The following is an 18,726-nucleotide window of genomic DNA, read 5'->3' as shown; positions in this document are numbered from 1 at the left end:
CGGCGCCACCGAACGCCCGGCCGCCCCGCCCCCCGCTCCGTCCCCGTCCCCGTCCCCGGCAGCAGATTCCCAACGATTCGAACACCACCCAATGGGGTGAATCGGGGGGTTTTCCCCTTCCCTCCCGGAATGACGCTGTGCAAAGCTTTCATTACCCTCGGTTTACCGAGTCTTGATGGTCCGTCCCGACGGCCCTCGGCGAGACGTCCCGCACCTCGCCCAGGTCCCTGGCGGGCCCTGATGGTCGAGGTCCGGCCGGTGACACCCGCACTCCCCGCCGCGCCCACGCCATCCCGCCACACCGTCGCGACCCACGACAGCCGATCCGCCCCGGAGCCCCACCCCGGACTCACCGCCGGACCTGACTGCGTTCGTTCCCCCGGACAGACGGGAAGACAATGACCCTCGACATCTCCAGCGCCCCCATCGCCTCCGACACCACCGACCACGCGCCACCGGGCCCCGGCACCAAGGCCCGCTGGGCCCAGGACCTCTCGGCCTCCCTGGTGGTCTTCCTGATCGCCGTGCCGTTCTCCCTCGGCATCGCGCTCGCCACCGGCGCCCCGCTCACCGCCGGCCTCGCCGCCGCGGCCGTCGGGGGCATCGTCGTCGGACTGTTCGGCGGCACCCCGCTCCAGGTCAGCGGCCCCTCCGCCGCGCTGACCGTGATCACCGCCGGGCTGATCGTCCAGTACGGGTGGCGGGCCACCTGCGCCATCACCCTGGCCGCCGGGCTGCTCCAACTCCTGCTCGGCGTGCGCCGGGTGGCCCGGACCGCGCTCGCCGTCTCGCCCGCCATCGTGCACGGCATGCTGGCCGGGGTCGGGCTCACCATCGCCATCGCGCAGCTGCACGTCGTCCTCGGCGGCTCCCCGCAGAGCTCCGTGATCGCCAACCTCCTCGCGCTGCCGGGCCAGTTGGCCGGGCCGCACCCGCCCGCGCTGCTGGCCGGATCGGTGACCATCGCCGTCCTGCTGGGCTGGCCCCGACTCGGCCGGCTCCCCGGCCGCGCGGGCGAGTTCGGCGCCAGGCTGGCCAAGGTGCCGGGCCCGCTGGCCGCCGTCGCCACCGCGACCGCGCTCGCCCTGGCCCTGGACCTGCGGCTCGCCCACATCGGGCTGCCCGCCTGGCAACCGCACTCCCTCGTGCCCGCGCTGCCGCACGGCCCGCTGGCCGGAGTGCTGGCCGCCGTCCTGACCGTCACCGCCGTCGCCAGCGTGGAGTCGCTGCTGTCCGCCGTCGCGATCGACCGGATGTCCCGCCGCACCGGCGACCTCGACCGCGAACTGCGCGGCCAAGGCCTGGCCAACATCGTCAGCGGGCTGGTCGGCGGGCTGCCCGTCGCCGGCGGCGCCGTCCGCAGCACCGCCAACGTGCGGGCCGGCGGCCAGACCAGGTGGTCCTCGGTGCTGCACGGCGTCTGGGTGCTCGCCGCCGCACTGGCGCTGACCGGAGGGCTGCGCCGGATCCCGCTGGCCGCGCTGGCCGCGCTGGTGCTGGTGGTCGGGCTGCAGATGGTGAGCTTCGCGCACATCCGCAACGTGCACCGGCACCGCGAGTTCCCGGTCTACCTGACCACCGTGCTCGCCGTGGTGGCGCTCGGCGTGCTGTGGGGCGTCGCGCTGGGCGCCGGCACCGCCGTGCTGCTCGCGCTCTACCGGCTGACCCGCGCCCACGTGGACGTGCTGGCCGGCCCGGCCGGCGCGGTCACCGTCCAGACGCACGGGCCGCTCACCTTCACCGCCGTGCCCCGGCTGAGCCGGGCGCTGGCCGGGATCCCCTCCGGCGCCGAGGTCACCGTGGTCCACGACGGCTCCTTCCTGGACCACGCCGCGTACGAGACGCTGCACAGTTGGCGGACGGGCCACCAGGCCGCGGGCGGCCGGGTCTCGATGGTGACGCGCCGCAGGGACGACGAGGTGCTCGACCCCGACGGCACCGTCCGGGCGGGCAGTTCACCCGGTCCGCACCGCTGCCGGGCCTGGACGCCCTGGGTCGGCCACCACTGCATCGAGCAGCAGGAGGACCCGCACGGCCGACTGCTGGACGGCGTCCGGGTGTTCCAGCAGCACACCGCCCCGCTGATCCGGCCCGAACTCGCCCGGCTGGCCCGGGAGGGGCAGACGCCCTCCCAGCTCTTCCTGACCTGCGCGGACTCCCGGATGGTCACCAGCATGATCACCAACAGCGGCCCGGGGGACCTGTTCACCGTCCGCAACGTCGGCAATCTGGTGCCGGCCCCGTACGAGCCCGGCGCGGCCGACGACTCGGTGGCGGCCGCGGTGCAGTACGCGGTCGAGGTGCTGGAGGTCGGCTCGATCACGGTCTGCGGCCACTCCGGCTGCGGCGCGATGAAGGCCCTGCTGGACGGCGTGCACGAGCGCCCCGGGCCGCCCACCCCACTGGCCCGCTGGCTGCGCAACGGCCGCGGCTCGCTGGATCGGCTCCGCCGGGTCCCCGCAGGGTTCGACGCGCGGCCGGTGGTGGACCTGGTGGAGCAGCTCTGCATCACCAACGTGGTCCAGCAGTTGGACCAGCTGCTGGCCAACCCGGCCGTGGAGCGCCGGGTGGAGGCGGGCACCCTGCGACTGGTCGGGATGTACTTCGACTTCGCGACCGCCCAGGCGTACGTGCTCGACCGGGCCGCGGGGACGTTCAGTCCGATCGAGGCGCACACCGAGGCGCGCAGCGGGACGGCAGCGGCCGGAACCACGCCCGGCCGGGCCGCGCCGGAGGCGCCGCCGACCGGGCCTCCGGCGGGCGACACGCCCGAACGGGTGAATGAGGATGGCCGGGTTCCCGCCGACGGCACCGAGGACGGCCCCTGGCTAGCCGCCTGAGAGCCGGGCCCGTGTCCCCGCCGGGCGGGCCGGGGCGCGGGCCCTCCGGCCGTCGTACGGCACACCGCCCAAAAGCGGTGCGCCGTACGATGGTCCGTTCGACTGCCGGTCAAAGGTCTACACCAATTACCCGGAGGCTCTTGTCAAGTGCCCCATTCGCCTGGTGAGCTGTGCGCTGGGACACACGGGACAATCCCCACGCACGGGATCGTCTCCGATCATGACTCGATGAGGAGTGCGCGTTGAGCAACGAGAGCCTGGCCAACCTGCTCAAGGAGGAGCGTCGATTCGCCCCGCCGGCAGAGCTCGCCGCCGCCGCCAACGTCACCGCGGCCGCGTACGCGCAGGCCTCCGAGGACCGCCTGGGCTTCTGGGCCGAGCAGGCCCGCCGCCTCAGCTGGGCCGTCGAGCCGACCGAGACCCTGGACTGGTCCAACCCGCCCTTCGCCAAGTGGTTCGCCGACGGCAAGCTCAACGTGGCCTACAACTGCGTCGACCGCCACGTCGAGGCGGGCCTCGGCGACCGGGTCGCGATCCACTTCGAGGGCGAGCCCGGCGACAGCCGCTCGATCACCTACGCCCAGCTCAAGGACGAGGTCTCGCAGGCCGCCAACGCGCTGCTGGAGCTCGGAGTCCGCAAGGGCGACCGGGTCGCGGTCTACCTGCCGATGATCGCCGAGGCGGTCGTCGCGATGCTCGCCTGTGCCCGGATCGGCGCCACCCACTCGGTGGTCTTCGGCGGCTTCTCCGCCGACGCCGTCGCCTCCCGCATCGAGGACGCCCAGGCCAAGCTCGTCATCACCGCCGACGGCGGCTACCGCCGCGGCAAGCCGTCCGCGCTCAAGCCGGCCATCGACGAGGCGCTCACCAAGGTCGACGGCGTCGAGCACGTCCTGGTGATCCGCCGCACCGGGCAGGACATCTCCTGGACCGAGGGCCGTGACGTCTGGTGGCACGAGATCACCGCGCGCCAGTCCACCGAGCACGCCCCCGAGGCGCACGACGCCGAGCACCCGCTGTTCATCCTCTACACCTCGGGCACCACCGGTAAGCCCAAGGGCATCCTGCACACCTCGGGCGGCTACCTCACCCAGGCCAGCTACACCCACCACGCGGTCTTCGACCTCAAGCCGGAGACCGACGTCTACTGGTGCACCGCCGACATCGGCTGGGTCACCGGACACTCGTACATCGTCTACGGCCCGCTCTCCAACGGCGCCACCCAGGTCATCTACGAGGGCACCCCGGACACCCCGCACCAGGGCCGGTTCTGGGAGATCGTCCAGAAGTATGGCGTGACGATCCTCTACACCGCGCCGACCGCGATCCGCACCTTCATGAAGTGGGGCGACGACATCCCCGCGAAGTTCGACCTGTCCTCGCTGCGGGTGCTGGGCAGCGTCGGCGAGCCGATCAACCCCGAGGCCTGGATCTGGTACCGCGAGCACATCGGCGCCGGCAAGACCCCGATCGTGGACACCTGGTGGCAGACCGAGACCGGCGCCATGATGATCAGCCCGCTGCCGGGTGTCACCGAGACCAAGCCGGGTTCGGCCCAGCGCGCCCTGCCGGGCATCGCGGCCACCGTGGTCGACGACGAGGCCAACGAGGTCCCGAACGGCTCCGGCGGCTACCTGGTGCTCACCGAGCCGTGGCCGTCCATGCTGCGCACCATCTGGGGCGACGACCAGCGCTACATCGACACCTACTGGTCGCGCTTCGCGGGCCGCTACTTCGCCGGTGACGGCGCCAAGAAGGACGAGGACGGCGACATCTGGCTGCTCGGCCGGGTCGACGACGTCATGCTCGTCTCGGGCCACAACATCTCCACCACCGAGGTCGAGTCGGCCCTGGTCGGCCACCCGTCGGTGGCCGAGTCCGCCGTGGTCGGCGCCGCGGACGCCACCACCGGCCAGGCCATCGTCGCCTTCGTGATCCTGCGCGGCGGCGCCACCGAGAGCCCGGAGCTGGTCGAGGAGCTGCGCGCGCACGTCGGCCGCACGCTCGGCCCGATCGCCAAGCCGAAGCAGGTCAAGGTGGTCGGCGAGCTGCCGAAGACCCGCTCCGGCAAGATCATGCGCCGTCTGCTGCGCGACATCGCCGAGGGCCGCGAGGTCGGTGACACCACCACCCTCGCCGACAGCACGGTGATGAGCCAGATCCAGGCCCAGCTGCCGCCGGCGGGTGGCAACGGCTGAGCCGACCGACACGGTGAAACGTGCCCCGGGCGGTGGTCACCGCCCGGGGCACAGCCATGCCGCGAGTCCGAAGCCCGCTTCCGGTCGGCCGCCGGGGTGTGTCGGCGGGCCGCCCCGCCTGGGTGCGCCGCCTGGGTGCGCCGGCGGGGCGGCCGGGGCCGGGCGGCGCCTGCGACCGACGCCAAGGACGACAGGGCCGCGTTCACCCGTCTGCGAGCGGCCTAGGCCATTCGGGTACCGTGCCACTGCTCCTCCGGAGTGCAGAACCAACCCGCAGGGCTTAAGTCCTTGAATAGGACAATCCGGATGTCACCCGAACGATCCCCTAGACTGTTAACGACGCATCAAGATCCCTGAACGGGAATCCGAGCGTCACAGGGCGCGCCGGGAAGTCTGGTCGGCAACTGCACCACACGTGCATCCGTTGCCGCTCCCAGCCCCTCAGGAGGTCCACGTGACCGACCAGCCGCCCGTCCAAGAGCCGACGACCCGCCGCCGGCAGCTGCTCGGCCGGCTGTCCCTGCCCGAGCGTACGTTCATCACCGACGCCCTGCGCACCGAGACGGTCGGCGGCGTGCTGCTGCTGCTCGCCGCCGTGGTCGCACTGGTCTGGGCCAACGTCTGGCCGCACGCGTACGAGAGCGTCCTCGACTACACCGTCGGGCCGTCCGCCCCGCTGCACCTCGACCTCACCCTCGGCAACTGGGCCAAGGACGGCCTGCTGACGATCTTCTTCTTCGTGGCCGGGATCGAGCTCAAGCGCGAGTTCGTCGCGGGCGAGCTGCGCACCCCGAGCGCCGCGGTGCTCCCGGTGGTGGCCGCCGTCTGCGGGGTCGCGCTGCCGGCGATCCTGTTCGCCCTCGTCAACTCGGGCAGCGGCGGTCACCCCAGTGGTTGGGCCATCCCGACCGCCACCGACATCGCCTTCGCGCTCGGCGTGCTGGCCGTGGTCGGCAGCCACCTGCCGTCCGCCCTGCGCGCCTTCCTGCTCACCCTCGCCGTGGTGGACGACCTGATCGCGATCCTGATCATCGCGGTCTTCTACAGCTCCGGCATCAAGTTCTGGGCGCTCGGCCTGGCCTTCGCCGGCCTGGTGCTGTTCTGGTTCCTGCACCGGCGCGGGGTGCACGGCTGGTACCTGTTCGTACCGCTGGCCGTCGTGAACTGGGCGCTGATGCACGAGAGCGGCATCCACGCCACGGTCGCGGGCGTCGCGATGGGCCTGATGCTGCGCTGCCACCGGGAGGGCGACGAGCAGCACTCCCCCGGCGAGCACATCGAGCACCTGGTCCGTCCGATCTCGGCCGGTCTGGCCGTCCCGGTGTTCGCGCTGTTCGCCGCCGGGGTGACGATCTCCGGCCCGACGCTGCGCGAGGTGTTCACCCAGGCCACGCCGCTCGGCATCGTGATCGGCCTGCTGGTCGGCAAGACGGTGGGCATATTCGGCGGCACCTGGCTGGCCGCCCGGTTCACCCGGGCCGAGCTGAACCCGAAGCTCAAGTGGGCCGACATGTTCGCGGTCTCGGTGCTCGCGGGCATCGGCTTCACCGTCTCGCTGCTGATCAGCGAACTGGCGTTCCGCGACGACCTGGCCCTCGCCGACCTCTCCAAGACGGCCGTCCTGGTCGGCTCGCTGCTCTGCGCGACGGTGGCCACCGTGCTGCTCAAGCTCCGCAACCGGCACTACCGCGCGCTGTGCGAGGAGGAGGACCGGGACGTGGACGGCGACGGCGTCCCGGACGTCTACCAGGAGGACGACCCGGCCTGGCGGGCCCGGGCCGCCGAGCTCGCCCCGCGACCCGACGGCGAGGGGCCGCAGACGCCCCGCTGAGGCCCGCCGGCGGCCCGGCAGCGCCCGGACACGTCCCCCCGGCGGGGCCCCGGAGTGGTGTGCGACTGACCGGTAGGGGCATGATTCTGAGCTGTCGACAGTCCACTGACGCCTCCGGGCCCCTCCGGCCCCCCGAACCGCACCACGCGGCGGCGTCACGCCGCACAGCCGCAGAGGAGAACCGCTGATGCCCGCAGGAACCGCAGACCCGTCCAGCAACGGCCGGGCGCCCTACGAGGGCGAGCGTTCGGTGGGGCAGCTGTTCGCGGCGGCCACCGCCGACCTGTCCGCACTGGTCCACGACGAGATCGCGCTCGCCAAGGCCGAGATCCGGGCGGACGTCAAGCGCGGCGTCTCCGGGGGCGTCTCGCTGGGCGTCGCCGCCGTGGTGGCGCTGGCCGCCGTCCCGATGCTGAGCGCCGCGGCGGCCTTCGGCATCCACGCGCTGGGCCTGTCGCTCGGCTGGTCGTTCCTCATCGTGGCCGGCGCCTACCTGCTGCTCGCGGTGCTGCTCGGGCTGATGGCCTGGCGCTCGTTCAAGCGGATCGAGAAGCCGCACCGCACCATCGAGGGCGCCCAGAAGACCGCCGACGTGCTGAAGAACGCCCGGCCGCGCCCGGCCACCAAGGAGGAGATCGACCGGGCCCTGGGCCGCATCCCGTAACGGTCCTTCCGGGGGCGGTGCACAGCCGCCCGCCCGGAGCGAGTACCGGGCGCCGTCCGGCGCACGGATGTGACACGCTCTCGGTATGCCGCTTGACCAGAAGCCCGTGCCCGCGCAGCCGTCCGCCGACTCCGGACCCGACCTGGCACCCGGGGGGGAGCCCGCCGAGGAGACCCCCGGCACCGCCCCCGACGGCGGCGCCGAGGCCTGGAGCGTCCGGCAGAGCGGCCCGTGGACGCACCGCGACCTCGCGGCCAACGGCGCCCGGTTCCACATCGCCGAGCTGGGCTCGGGCCCGCTGGTGCTGCTGGTGCACGGCTGGCCCGAGTACTGGTGGGCCTGGCGCCACCAGCTGACCGCGCTCGCCGAGGCCGGCTACCGGGCGGTGGCGCTCGACCTGCGGGGCATCGGCGGCAGCGACCGCACCCCGCGCGGGTACGACCCGGGCAACCTCGCCCTGGACATCACCGGGGTGATCCGCTCGCTCGGCGAACGCCGGGCGCACCTGGTCGGGCACGCCGCCGGCGGCACGCTGGCCTGGGTGGCGGCGGTGATGCGCCCGTCGGTGATCCAGAGCCTCACCGTGGTCTCCGCCGCGCACCCCCGGGACCTGCGCCGGGCCCTGCTGACCGACCGCCGCCAGGCGGCCGCCTTCGAGCACGTGCTGGGCTTCCAGCGACCGTGGATACCGGAACGCCGTCTGGTGGCCGACGACGCCGCGCTGGTCGGCCGCTACCTGGACGCCTGGGCCGGTCCGAACCGGCTGGACGAGGAGGCGGTGCACGCGTACCGGCAGGCCATCCAGATCCCCAGCACGGCGCACTGCTCGATCGAGCCGTACCGCTGGCTGCTGCGCTCGATGGCGCGCCCGGACGGCATCCAGTTCGCCCGGCGGATGAAGAAGCCGATCACGGCGCCGACCCTGCACGTCCAGGGCGCGGCGGACCCGGTGCTGCTGTCGCACACCGCGCTGGGCGGCGGCGAGTACGTGGCGGCGCCGTACCGCTGGCGGCTGATGCCGGGGGTCGGGCACTTCCCGCACGAGGAGGCCCCGGAGCAGTTCACCGCGGAGCTGCTGGACTGGGTCGGCCGTCACAAGGAGTGACGGCGCAGGAGCGGCGAAGGGGCCGGGCGGGAAGGGCCCTTGGTCCCAACTCCCTTGATCTGACGCACATATGACAACCGCATAGGCCAATTTCGACGTGTGCCCGGCGGTTACCCCCACCGGCCCAGGGGCATCCATTCCGGTATGACCTGGATGCCCGATCGCGGCGGCGCCCCGCGCGCCCGACGCCACAACAGCTCCCAACGCTCCGCCCACCGCCCCGACTGGGCGGACGACCTCGGCTACGACGGCCCCGACCGCCGTCCACGCCCGGCGCAGCGGCAGCTCGGCATCCCCCGCATCCTCGGCCGGCGCGCCCGCTGGGTCGGCGCACGGCTGCGGCGCGAGACCTGAGGCCTCGCGCCGCGTCATCGGGCCGGTCCGGCGGGCCGGCCCCGGCCGCCGGTTCGGCCGGTCAGTTCACGAGTGTCGGCGACACCGCGGTGAACCAGAGCAGGACGAAGGTCGCCACCGACATGATCGGCACCAGCACCTTGGTCTCGACGTTGTTGCCGCTGCGCTTGATCAGCACCACCTCGTAGCGCTCCTTGTGCGGCCAGAGCAGCGGCGCGCCCTTCTTGGTCAGGCAGTCGCCCAGCAGGTGCGCCAGGGTGCCCAGCGCCACCGCGTACGGCAGCCAGCCCGGCGAGTTAGGCATCCAGGTGTTCATCCCGAAGGTGCCGAGCGCGGACAGCCCGATGATGGTGATCCAGCTCTCCGGGCCGTCCCCCGGCGGGCAGAGCCGCAGCGCCCGGATCGCGAGCGCGATCAGGAAGAACGTCAGCACCAGGGTGAAGTTGCGGCCCAGGTAGGTGACGCCCGCCCAGGTGCCGGCGCCCATCAGCGCGACGAACAGCAGCGAGTGGGTGGCGTGCCGGTGCCCGCCGGAGGCCCAGGCCACGAAACGGCAGAGCGCCTTGGAGATCGGCCCCAGGAAGTTGGCGATCGAGCCGTCGTGGTGGTCGAGGTCCGGCAGCAGGGCCGCCCCCGCGCACAGCACCGTGCCCATCAGTATGTCCGCCGGCTGCAGCGTGGTGTGCAGCAGCAGCGGGGGCAGGAACGGTGCGGAGGCGGCGTACAGCATCGCCCCACTGACCGCGTGCGAGTGACCCATCATCGGACTACCACGACCTCCCGTAAGACTCACTCCGGGACGGCGCCCGGTTGAGCCGAACGGGTGAGCGCGGCAGAGGCTACCAGGGCGGACTGACGGTGCGACGGATATCGGATCGTCGGATCCGGCGCGTCGGACCGCCCCGGGGCCCGGTCAGAGCGCGCAGCCCTGGGTGTCCACCCGGGCGCTCGCGCTGCCGCCCTTCTCCGCGTCCTCCCGCACCTCGGCCGCGGTCAGCACGTACCCGGTGTCGGCGCTGTCCAGCGACTTGGCGAACACCACGCCGTAGACCTGGCCGTCCGGGGTGAGCAGCGGGCCGCCGCTGTTGCCCTGGCGGACCAGCGAGCGGACCGAGTAGACGTCGCGGACCACCTGGCCGCGGTGGTAGATGTCCGGGCCGTTGGCCTGGATCCGGCCGCGGATACGGGCCGGCTGGACGTTGAAGGCGCCGTTCTCCGGGAAGCCCGCCACGATCGCGCTGTCGTTGGTCCTCGCCTCGCCCGCGAACGACAACGGGGGCGCGTTCAGCTTGGGGACGTCCAGGACGGCGATGTCGCGCTGCCAGTCGTAGCGGACCACCGTCGCGTCGTACAGCTGACCGACCCCGCCGATCTGCACGGTCGGCTCGTCGACCCCGCCGACCACGTGGGCGTTGGTCATCACCCGGTGCGGGGCGAAGACGAAACCGCTGCCCTCCAGGGTCTTGCTGCAGGAGGTGGCGGTGCCGACCACCTTGACCAGGCTCTGCTTGGCCCGCGCCACCGCCGGGCTGCCGGCCAGCGCCGGGTCGGGGGTGTCGACCTGGGTGATCGGCTCGTGCTCGAAGGGGTTGAAGACCTGCGGGAAGCCATTGCGGGCCAGCACCTTGGAGAAGTCCGAGAACCAGTTCGGCGCGTCGTCGGGCAGCGCGTTCTGCACGCCGCCGAGGATCGCCGAGGAACGGACCTGCTTGGACACCGTCGGCAGCGACGCCCCGGCCAGCGCCGAGCCGATCAGCCAGGCCACCAGCAGCATCGAGACCACGTTCACGGCCGCGCCGCCGGTCGCGTCCAGCACCCGCGCCGGACGGCGGCCGATGTGGCCCCGGAGCTTCCAGCCGAAGTGCGCGGTGACCGCCTGGCCGATCGCGGCGCACACGATCACCACCACCACGGCCACCACCGAGGCCGTGGTGCCCGGGCTGAGGTGGTCGAGCAGCAGCGGCAGCAGTTGGACGGCCAGCAGGCCGCCGCCCAGGAAGCCGACCAGGGACAGGACACCCACGACGAAGCCCTGCCGGTAGCCCGACACGGCGAATGCCACGGCAGCGGCGATCAGCAGCACATCCAGGACGTTCACCCGGACACCCTCCCACGGCCCGCGGCCCGGCCGTGCAGACGGCCCCTCACGTGGGACCGGCGTCGCCGCCGGGCAGCGCCCGGGAGTGGTCGAGATCGCCCTGCACCAGGGCCAGCGCCTCGTCCGAGAGGTCGACGATCCGGGACGGGTCCCAGGGCAGCTCCAGCCCGCCGTGGTGCAGCACCCGGTCGATCACCCCGGCCGTGAACCCCCAGACCAGCCGCCCGGCCACCGCGAAGGCCGGCCCCACGTGCCCGGACGGGTGGCGCAGCCGCACCCGGTTCGCCGGGTCGGCCAGATCGGCGACCGGCACCCGGAACACCGCACCGGTCTCGCCCTGGTCCACCGGCCGCACCGGCGACTCCTCGCGCCACCAGCCCAGCACCGGCGTCACCACGAACCGGCTGACCGGGATGTACAGCGCCGGCAGCACCGCGAACACCTGCACCCCGGCCGGGTCCAGCCCGGTCTCCTCCCAGGCCTCGCGCAGCGCCGCCGCGACCGGGCCCGGGCCGTCCGGATCACCGTCCTCCGGATCCAGCGCGCCGCCCGGGAAGGACGGCTGCCCGGCGTGCGAGCGCAGCGAACGGGCCCGCTCGATCAGCAGCAGGTCCGGCCCGTCCGGGCCCTCGCCGAACAGCATCAGCACCGCCGCCGCCCGGCCGCCCTCCACCGGCGGCAGGAAGCGGCTCAGCTGCTCCGGCAGCACCCGCTCGGCCGCCTCCCGCACCGGCTCCAGCCAGGCCGGCAGGCCGTCCGCCTCGACCACCCGCACCGCCGACGGCTCCGGCGCCCGCCGTGCCTCGCGGGTCACTCGCCCACCGCCAGGTCCGCGATCCGCCCCTGGTGCTCGGCGGCGTCGGCCCGGGCGGCGGCCTCCCCCGGGAAGTCCCCCGGCGGCCTCAGCCGCTGCCCGGGCTGCCCGCCCAGCTCGTACTTGAGCAGCTTGCGCGCCTTCTCCGGGTCGGTCTCGCCCTCCCCGTACGACGGGCAGAGCGGCGCGACCGGGCAGGCGCCGCAGGCGGGCTTGCGGGAGTGGCAGATCCGGCGGCCGTGGAAGACCACCCGGTGCGACAGCATCGTCCACTCCGACTTCGGGAAGATCTCGGCGACGGCCGCCTCGACCTTCACCGGGTCCTCCTCGGCCGTCCAGCCGAACCGCCGGGCCAGCCGCCCGAAATGCGTGTCCACGGTGATCCCGGGCACCCCGAAGGCGTTGCCGAGGACCACGTTGGCGGTCTTGCGGCCCACGCCCGGCAGCGTCACCAGGTCGTCCAGGCGGCCCGGGACCTCGCCGCCGAAGTCGTCGCGCAGGGCGATCGAGAGGCCGATCAGCGACTTCGCCTTGTTCCGGAAGAACCCGGTCGGGCGGATGACCTCCTCCAGCTCCTCCGGGTTCGCGGCCGCCATGTCCTCCGGCGTCGGGTACTTCGCGAACAGCGCCGGCGTCGTCTGGTTCACCCGCAGGTCCGTCGTCTGCGCCGACAGCACGGTCGCCACCAGCAGCTGGAACGGGTTCTCGAAGTCCAACTCCGGATGCGCGTACGGGTACAGCTCCGTCAACTCGCGGTTGATCCGCCGCGCCCGCCGCACCATCGCCAGGTGCGACTCCGGCTTCCCCGGCTTCACCCCCGGCACGGCCTTCGCCTTCGGTGCCGCCGCCCGGACCTTGCTCTCTGCCATGCACGAAGGCTACGCCGAACGGCCGACGGCGGGCAGCGGATCACCGGAGCCCGCGGGAGCCGCGGACCCGCCTTCGGATGGGCGCGGTCTGGTGGCTCGCGACGGCGGGCTGCCCCAGGCTGAGTGCTACGACGACGCGAGGTGCCCATGTTCGACGAGAGCTTCGCCTTTCCCAGCAGCCTGCTGCGCCCGGTGACCGGCGCCACCGGACGCGTCGCGGTGATCGGGGCCGGGGTGGCGGGCCTCGTCGCCGCCTACGAGCTCCAGCGCCGGGGCTTCGGCATCGTCCTGTACGAGCGGTCCAACCAACCCGGCGGACGGGTGCGCACGCACCGCTTCTGGGACGGCACGCACGCCGACCTGGGCGCCATGCGCATCCCCGGGAACCACCACTGCGTCCTCCACTACGTGTCCCAGTTCGGCCTGCGGACCAGGCCGTTCGTCAACTTCAACCCGGACGCCTACTACCACCTGCGCGGCCGTCGCGCCCGCGTCCAGGCGGTGCACGCGCTGCACCCGGCGTACGCGCTGCGCGCCGCCGAGAAGCAGGACCCGGTACGGATCCTGGACCGGCTGCTGACGGCCGCCTGGGAGACGCTCACCCCCGACCAGCGCCGGCGGGTGCTGGACGGCCACTGGGACGACCCGGCGCTCGACCGGCTCGTCTCGGTATCGCTGTGGCAGTACGTCCACGAGCACCTGTCGCAGGACGCCTGGGACCTCCTCGGCCACGCCAGCGGCCTGGTCCACTACGAGCAGTCCTCCCTGCTGGAGGTCCTCGTCGACTACTTCGGCCTGTTCCACGCGGGCCAGGTGGAACTGGTCGACGGCACCGACCGCCTGGTGCACGCGTTCGTGCGCCGGCTGCGGCCGAGGACCCTCCAGCTCTCCACCCAGATCGACGAACTCTCGCTGACCCGCCGGGGCGTCCGGGTGCACGGGCGGCGCCTCGGCGGCACGATCACCGAGGACGTCGACTTCGTCGTCTGCTGCGTCCCCGTCCCCGCCCTCGACCAGATCAGCTTCCGGCCCGGCCTGCCCCACCACCAGCGCCACGCGATCCGCGGCATCAGCTACGCCAGCAGCACGAAGACGCTCGTCCACACCAAGCGGCGCGGCTGGGAACTGGACGACCGGATCTTCGGCGGCGGCAGCTTCACCGACATGCCGATCCAGCAGTGCTGGTACCCGTCGGACAACGCCCGGCCCGTCGACGGCCGGACCAACGGGAGCACCGTCGACAGACGGCGCTGGGCCGCCCGGGACCCGCAGCGCTCCCACGAGCCCGCGGTGCTCGTCGGCGCCTACCTGTGGGGGGCCAACGCCCGCCGCCTCACCACCCTGCCGCCGGCCGACCGCGACCTGCTGGTCCTGAAGTGCCTGGAACGGCTGCACCCCGGCATCCTCCGCGACGCGGACGACATCGTGCACTGGAACTGGGACGACCAGGTCGGCATGGGCGGCGGCGCCTTCGCCCACCTCGCGCCCGGCGAGCACACCCGGTACCTGACCGGGCTCGGCGCCCCGCACCCGACCGACGACCCCAGGATCTTCTTCGCCGGGGAGCACCTGTCCGGAGCGCACGCCTGGATGCAGGGCTCCGCCCAGTCGGCCCTGGCCGTGGTCGGCCGACTGATCGACCGGGGACGGCACGCCGACGACACCGCCCGGCTGCGGGCCGGGTGAACGCGGCACCGGCGCCCCGGCGCCGAACCGGCGAGGAGAGCGGCGGCCCGGCGACGGGAGCGGCGCTGCACCGCGACGACCTCGGACCGCTGCTCGCCCCGGCGGCGGCCGCGACCGAGCGGATCGGGCTGGAGATCGAGAACGGCATCGTCGACCCGGAGACCGGGCGGGCCGCCCCCTACGAGGGGAAGAACGGCGTCCGGGCCGTCCTGGAGGCCGTCCTCGCCGAATGGGGCGGCACGGACCTGCGCGACAACGGCCGACTGACCGGCGTGGGCCTGGCGGACACCGCCCAGATCACGCTCGAACACGGCGGCCAGGTCGAGTACTCCTCCGCCCCGGCCGCCGACCTGGCCACGGCCGTGGACGACATGCGGGCCACGATGGAGCGCCTCGCGGAACTCGTCGGACGCTTCGGCCTGGCCCTCCTGCCCGGCGGCAACCTCCCCTTCGACCGGCTCGACACCGTCTCCTGGGTGCCGATGCTCCGCGGCGCCGTCATGCGCGACTTCTTCGACCGGATCGGCGAGGCCGGCAGCGGGGCCCCGAAGATCATGTCGATGTCGCTGTCCACCCAGGTGCACCTGGACTACCTGTCCGACGAGGACTTCACCCAGAAGCTGCGGATGCTGACCGCCGCGTCCCCGGTGGTCGCCGCACTCCTCGTCAACTCGCCGCTGCAGGGCGGCCGGTCGAACGGGCTGCTCTCGCACAGGTCGCAGAACTGGCTGCGGATGGACCCGCGCCGCTGTGGCGTCCTGCCGCCCGCGCTGCGGCCCGACGTGAACGCCGACGACGTCATCGACTGGGCGCTGGGGATCCCGATGATCTACTACCGCGGCCCGGACGGACGGTACCGGCTCGCCCCCGACCGGCCGTTCGCCGAGATCCTGCGGCAGGGCTTCGACGACGGCAGCATGCCGACCTTCGACCACTGGGTCTCCCACATGTCGCAGATCTGGACGGACGTCAGGGTCCGCCGGACCCTGGAACTTCGGGCCGGGGACGGCCCGCCGTACCCGCACATCCCGGCCGTACCGGCGCTGTGGGCGGGGCTCGCCTACCACCCCCCGTCGCGGACGGCGGCCTGGGAACTGCTGCGCCACCACGGCGTGGCGGAGCACCGCGCGGCGAAGGCCAGGCTCCCCGCCGACGGCCTGGACACCCTGCTCGGCGGCGAGCGGGTCCGCGAACTCGCGGCGGAACTCGTCCGGCTCGCCCGGGCGGGCCTGCGGGCCCGGGTCCGCGCCGGCCTGGAACAGCCGAAGGTGCTGGACTACCTCGACCCGCTCGACGAGGTGCTGCGCACCGGGCAGACCTTCGCGGAGCAGTGCACGGCCCGCTGGGACACCGACCTCCGCCGCGACCCCCGCCGCTACGTCGCGGCCTTCCGCGTCTGACGCCCCGCGCCCGACACGGCCGCCCGGCACGGCCACTCGGGCGCGGTGGAGTCCTTCGGCCGAAGGGCCTTCCTCGCCCGAACCGTCGCGGGTTAGCGTGACCGGCGGCGGCCGGCCGCCGCCCGCCCACCGAAGGACGAGGAAGCATGGACCAGGACTTCAAGGACATCCCCACCACCACCCTGGCCGACGTGCTCGGGCGCGCCCAGGTCATGGACATCGGCATCCGTCCGCTGTGGGCGGGGGCGCCGCGGGTGGCCGGCCCGGCGTTCACCGTGCAGTGCCCGCCCGGCGACAACCTGATGCTGCACGCGGCGATCCACCGGGCCGAGCCGGGCACCGTGATCGTCGTCGAGTCGGGCGACCTGGACTACGCGCTGGCCGGCGGCAACGTGTGCGCCGTCGCGCAGCGCCGGGGCATCGTGGCCTTCGTGGCCGACGGCCTGATCCGGGATCTGGGCGAGGTGCGGGAGCTGGGCTTCCCGGTCTTCGCCCGCGGCGTGATCCCGGTCCCGGGGGCCAAGCGGGAGCTCGGCACGCACGGCGCCCGGGTGCGCTGCGGCGGCGTGCTGGTGGCGGCCGGTGACATCGTGGTGGCCGACGAGGAGGGGGTCGTGGTGGTGCCCGCCGACCGACGTGCCGAGGCCCTGGAGGCGGCCCGCGCCAAGCTGGCCAAGGAGGCCGCCGAGACGCTGGACGACTGGGAGGCGGCGCACCGCGCCCGGATCGAGAAGACGCTCGGCGAGCTGGGCTTCACCGGCTGAACCCCTGCCCGGCGGACCCGACGGACCCGGCGAGCCCGGCGAGCCCGGCGAGCCCGCGGTCAGCCCCGGTACAGCCCGTTCAGCTCGCCGTAGCCGAGCGCGCCGTCCAGCTCCGCCAGCGTCCCGGCGCCGAGCAGTTCGGCGGCCGCACGGCGCGCCGCGGTGTACGCGAGCTGGGCGAGCCCGGTGCCGACGCTGACCCGGCGCACCCCCGTGGCGGCGAGTTCAGGGACGGTCGGCCCGCCCGCGACGGCCATGGCGTTCACCGGCAGCGGGGAGCGCTCGCACAGCCCGGCGAGGGCGTCGAGGTCCAGCAGCCCGGGGACGAACAGGCCGTCGGCGCCCGCCTCGGCGTAGGCCTCGGCCCGGGCCAAGACGTCGTCGAGGCCGCCCAGCCCGAACAGGAGGACGTCGGTGCGGGCGTTGACCACCAGCTCGGGCAGCCCGGCCGCGGCCGCCGCCGTCCGGGCCGCCCGCAGCCGGTCGGCCTGCTCGGCCACCGGGAACAGCGGGCCGCCGACGGCCGTCGAGTCCTCCAGGTTGACGCCGACGGCACCGGCCCCGACCAGCGCCGCCACGGTCGCGGCCACGTCGGCGGGCGTCGGCCCGTAGCCGCCCTCGGCGTCGACGGTGACGGGCACGTCCACGGCCGCGACGATCCGGCGGGCCGCCTCGACGGCCTGCGCCCGGTCCAGTCGGTGGCCGTCGCCGTGGCCGAGCGACCAGGAGACGCCGCCGCTGGTGGTGGCGATCGCCGGGGCGCCGGCCGAGGCGATGACGGCGGCGCTGCCCGCGTCCCAGGCGTTGGGCAGGACGAGCGGGCCGTCCACGACGAGCTCCCGCAGCCGCAGCGCCCGCTCGCGCTGCGTGGGGGTGGGGGCCTGAGGGGGAGTGGACATGCGGGGTCACCGTTCTTCCGTGCCATCGGGTGCTGCCTCGGTTCCCCCGCATCGTGCGGCCCGGCCCGGGCGGGCCACCACTGATTAAGCTGGGGCCGAATCTTCTGGGAGGGGCCCGGCATGCGGACGGCACTGCACTTCTCCGCGAACGACCTGGCGCTGACCCGTTTCGCCCTCTCCCCCATGCAGGAGGTGGTGACCAGCCTCCGCGCCCTCGCCCACTCCCCCGTCCCCGCGCTGCACCGCCGCTGGGCCGACCAGGTCCGCGACCGGCTGGCCGCCACCGGACTCGACCGCGGCCGGCTGGCCGTCATGGTCCCGGCCGTCGGCCACCTGCCCGACTTCCTCAACCCCGCACCGGCGGGCTTCTCCCCCGCCCTCGCCGACGAACTGGCCGCGATCGCCGCCACCGGCACCGGGCAGGTCCGCGCCGACCTCGACGTCCTCGCCGCCGAGGCCGGCGGCCGCCTGCCGCCCGTCCTGGAGCCGCTGTACCGCGACCCGGCGGCGCAGCTGCCCCGGCTCACCGCCGAGATCGAGGCGTACTGGCAGCTCGCGCTCGCCCCGTACTGGGCCCGGATCCGCGCCCTGCTGGAGGCGGACGTGTTCCACCGCTCCCGGCAGGCCGCCGAGCACGGCACCGCGCGGATGCTGGACGACCTGCACGAGACGGTCCGCTGGGACGGCGCGGCGCTGCGCCTGGAGCGGCGGCACTGCGCGGTCGCCCGGCTGAGCGCCGGGGCCGGGCTGCTGCTCCTGCCGTCCGCCTTCGCCTGGCCGCGGGTGCTGACCCGGGTGCTGCCGCCGGACCCGCCGCAGCTGAGCTACCCGGCGCGCGGCGCGGCCACCCTGTGGGAGCCGCGCCCGAACCGGCGCCCGGACGCGCTGGCCGCCGTCCTGGGCCGGTCCCGGGCCCGGTTGCTGGCCGAGTTGGACTCCCCGGCCTCGACCACCGAGCTGGCCCGCCGCACCGGGCTGTCCGCCGCCGGCGTATCGCAGCACCTGACCGCCCTGCGCGCGGCGGGTCTGACCAGCGCCCACCGGGCCGGTCACAGCGTCCTCTACGCCCGTACGGCGGTGGGCGATTCACTGTTCGAACCGTCCGATGAAGCGTTCGACCCGGTGCCGCCCCCGCGACGCCCCGCCCGGTGACCCGCCGGTACGAATGGCCCCGCACCGCACACCTCGGCACACCCCCTCCTCA

15 protein-coding genes are annotated in these 18,726 nt (G+C 74.0%); 10 read left to right on the top strand and 5 right to left on the bottom strand.

What is annotated here, in order from left to right:
* The first annotated feature begins 398 nt into the window (after positions 1 to 398).
* The 6 genes from OG556_RS18970 (at position 399) to OG556_RS18945 (ending at position 8,992) form a co-directional block, all read left to right on the top strand.
* Positions 399 to 2,840 (top strand): SulP family inorganic anion transporter, encoded by a 2,442-nt coding sequence (locus OG556_RS18970; protein ID WP_371518085.1) that lies wholly within the window; start codon positions 399 to 401, stop codon positions 2,838 to 2,840.
* A gap of 242 nt (positions 2,841 to 3,082) precedes the next feature.
* Positions 3,083 to 5,038 (top strand): acetate--CoA ligase, encoded by a 1,956-nt coding sequence (acs, locus tag OG556_RS18965; protein ID WP_371518084.1) that lies wholly within the window; start codon positions 3,083 to 3,085, stop codon positions 5,036 to 5,038.
* Positions 5,039 to 5,492: 454 nt separating this feature from the next.
* Positions 5,493 to 6,869: a Na+/H+ antiporter NhaA gene (nhaA, locus tag OG556_RS18960; RefSeq protein ID WP_371518082.1), complete on the top strand. Its 1,377-nt coding sequence runs from the start codon at positions 5,493 to 5,495 to the stop codon at positions 6,867 to 6,869.
* Between the two features lie 187 nt (positions 6,870 to 7,056).
* On the top strand, positions 7,057 to 7,533 hold the full coding sequence (locus OG556_RS18955) for a phage holin family protein (protein ID WP_371518080.1): 477 nt from the start codon (positions 7,057 to 7,059) through the stop codon (positions 7,531 to 7,533).
* Positions 7,534 to 7,618: 85 nt separating this feature from the next.
* On the top strand, positions 7,619 to 8,638 hold the full coding sequence (locus OG556_RS18950) for an alpha/beta fold hydrolase (RefSeq protein ID WP_371518078.1): 1,020 nt from the start codon (positions 7,619 to 7,621) through the stop codon (positions 8,636 to 8,638).
* A gap of 144 nt (positions 8,639 to 8,782) precedes the next feature.
* Positions 8,783 to 8,992, top strand: a complete 210-nt coding sequence (locus OG556_RS18945) for a hypothetical protein (RefSeq protein WP_063348672.1) — start codon at positions 8,783 to 8,785, stop codon at positions 8,990 to 8,992.
* 61 nt (positions 8,993 to 9,053) lie between these two features.
* Here the strand turns inward: OG556_RS18945 and OG556_RS18940 are convergent, their stop codons facing one another.
* From OG556_RS18940 to nth, 4 genes are all read right to left on the bottom strand, one after another.
* The gene (locus tag OG556_RS18940) at positions 9,054 to 9,755 is read right to left on the bottom strand and encodes a metal-dependent hydrolase (protein ID WP_371518075.1); all 702 of its coding nucleotides are present in this window, start codon (positions 9,753 to 9,755) and stop codon (positions 9,054 to 9,056) included.
* Positions 9,756 to 9,905: 150 nt separating this feature from the next.
* Complete coding sequence (locus OG556_RS18935) at positions 9,906 to 11,090, bottom strand: MarP family serine protease (protein WP_371518073.1); 1,185 nt, start codon at positions 11,088 to 11,090, stop codon at positions 9,906 to 9,908.
* 46 nt (positions 11,091 to 11,136) lie between these two features.
* Positions 11,137 to 11,904, bottom strand: coding sequence for a CoA pyrophosphatase (locus OG556_RS18930; protein ID WP_371518071.1), 768 nt, complete (start codon positions 11,902 to 11,904; stop codon positions 11,137 to 11,139).
* A complete protein-coding gene (nth, locus tag OG556_RS18925; RefSeq protein WP_350881979.1) occupies positions 11,901 to 12,773 on the bottom strand; it encodes an endonuclease III in 873 nt (290 codons plus the stop codon). Before nth ends, OG556_RS18930 begins: the two co-directional genes overlap by 4 nt.
* Positions 12,774 to 12,920: 147 nt before the next feature.
* On the opposite strand from nth, the gene OG556_RS18920 reads away from it, so the two are divergent.
* The 3 genes from OG556_RS18920 (at position 12,921) to OG556_RS18910 (ending at position 16,623) form a co-directional block, all read left to right on the top strand.
* Positions 12,921 to 14,459, top strand: coding sequence for a flavin monoamine oxidase family protein (locus OG556_RS18920; protein ID WP_371518069.1), 1,539 nt, complete (start codon positions 12,921 to 12,923; stop codon positions 14,457 to 14,459).
* Positions 14,456 to 15,859: a glutamate-cysteine ligase family protein gene (locus OG556_RS18915; RefSeq protein WP_371518067.1), complete on the top strand. Its 1,404-nt coding sequence runs from the start codon at positions 14,456 to 14,458 to the stop codon at positions 15,857 to 15,859. Before OG556_RS18920 ends, OG556_RS18915 begins: the two co-directional genes overlap by 4 nt.
* Positions 15,860 to 16,005: 146 nt before the next feature.
* Positions 16,006 to 16,623 (top strand): RraA family protein, encoded by a 618-nt coding sequence (locus tag OG556_RS18910; RefSeq protein WP_371518065.1) that lies wholly within the window; start codon positions 16,006 to 16,008, stop codon positions 16,621 to 16,623.
* Between the two features lie 59 nt (positions 16,624 to 16,682).
* On the opposite strand, the gene OG556_RS18905 is transcribed toward OG556_RS18910, so the two are convergent.
* A complete protein-coding gene (locus OG556_RS18905) occupies positions 16,683 to 17,522 on the bottom strand; it encodes an isocitrate lyase/phosphoenolpyruvate mutase family protein (RefSeq protein ID WP_371518063.1) in 840 nt (279 codons plus the stop codon).
* A 120-nt stretch (positions 17,523 to 17,642) separates the two neighbouring features.
* Between OG556_RS18905 and OG556_RS18900 the strand changes: the two genes are divergently transcribed.
* Positions 17,643 to 18,674, top strand: coding sequence for an ArsR/SmtB family transcription factor (locus OG556_RS18900; protein ID WP_371518062.1), 1,032 nt, complete (start codon positions 17,643 to 17,645; stop codon positions 18,672 to 18,674).
* The last annotated feature ends 52 nt before the right edge of the window (positions 18,675 to 18,726 follow it).

This window comes from Kitasatospora sp. NBC_01300 (genome assembly GCF_041435235.1).
GTDB lineage: Bacteria > Actinomycetota > Actinomycetes > Streptomycetales > Streptomycetaceae > Kitasatospora.
This window is presented reverse-complemented; position numbering and strand designations above follow the sequence as displayed.

What these genes read in the sequence shown, in the direction of transcription:
- OG556_RS18970 (WP_371518085.1), top strand. Translation starts at nt 399, where the DNA reads ATGACCCTCGACATCTCCAGCGCCCCCATCGCCTCCGACACCACCGAC.
- OG556_RS18955 (WP_371518080.1), top strand. Translation starts at nt 7,057, where the DNA reads ATGCCCGCAGGAACCGCAGACCCGTCCAGCAACGGCCGGGCGCCCTAC.
- OG556_RS18950 (WP_371518078.1), top strand. Translation starts at nt 7,619, where the DNA reads ATGCCGCTTGACCAGAAGCCCGTGCCCGCGCAGCCGTCCGCCGACTCC.
- OG556_RS18945 (WP_063348672.1), top strand. Translation starts at nt 8,783, where the DNA reads ATGACCTGGATGCCCGATCGCGGCGGCGCCCCGCGCGCCCGACGCCAC.
- OG556_RS18940 (WP_371518075.1), bottom strand. Translation starts at nt 9,755, where the DNA reads ATGATGGGTCACTCGCACGCGGTCAGTGGGGCGATGCTGTACGCCGCC.
- nth (WP_350881979.1), bottom strand. Translation starts at nt 12,773, where the DNA reads ATGGCAGAGAGCAAGGTCCGGGCGGCGGCACCGAAGGCGAAGGCCGTG.
- OG556_RS18920 (WP_371518069.1), top strand. Translation starts at nt 12,921, where the DNA reads ATGTTCGACGAGAGCTTCGCCTTTCCCAGCAGCCTGCTGCGCCCGGTG.
- OG556_RS18910 (WP_371518065.1), top strand. Translation starts at nt 16,006, where the DNA reads ATGGACCAGGACTTCAAGGACATCCCCACCACCACCCTGGCCGACGTG.
- OG556_RS18905 (WP_371518063.1), bottom strand. Translation starts at nt 17,522, where the DNA reads ATGTCCACTCCCCCTCAGGCCCCCACCCCCACGCAGCGCGAGCGGGCG.
- OG556_RS18900 (WP_371518062.1), top strand. Translation starts at nt 17,643, where the DNA reads ATGCGGACGGCACTGCACTTCTCCGCGAACGACCTGGCGCTGACCCGT.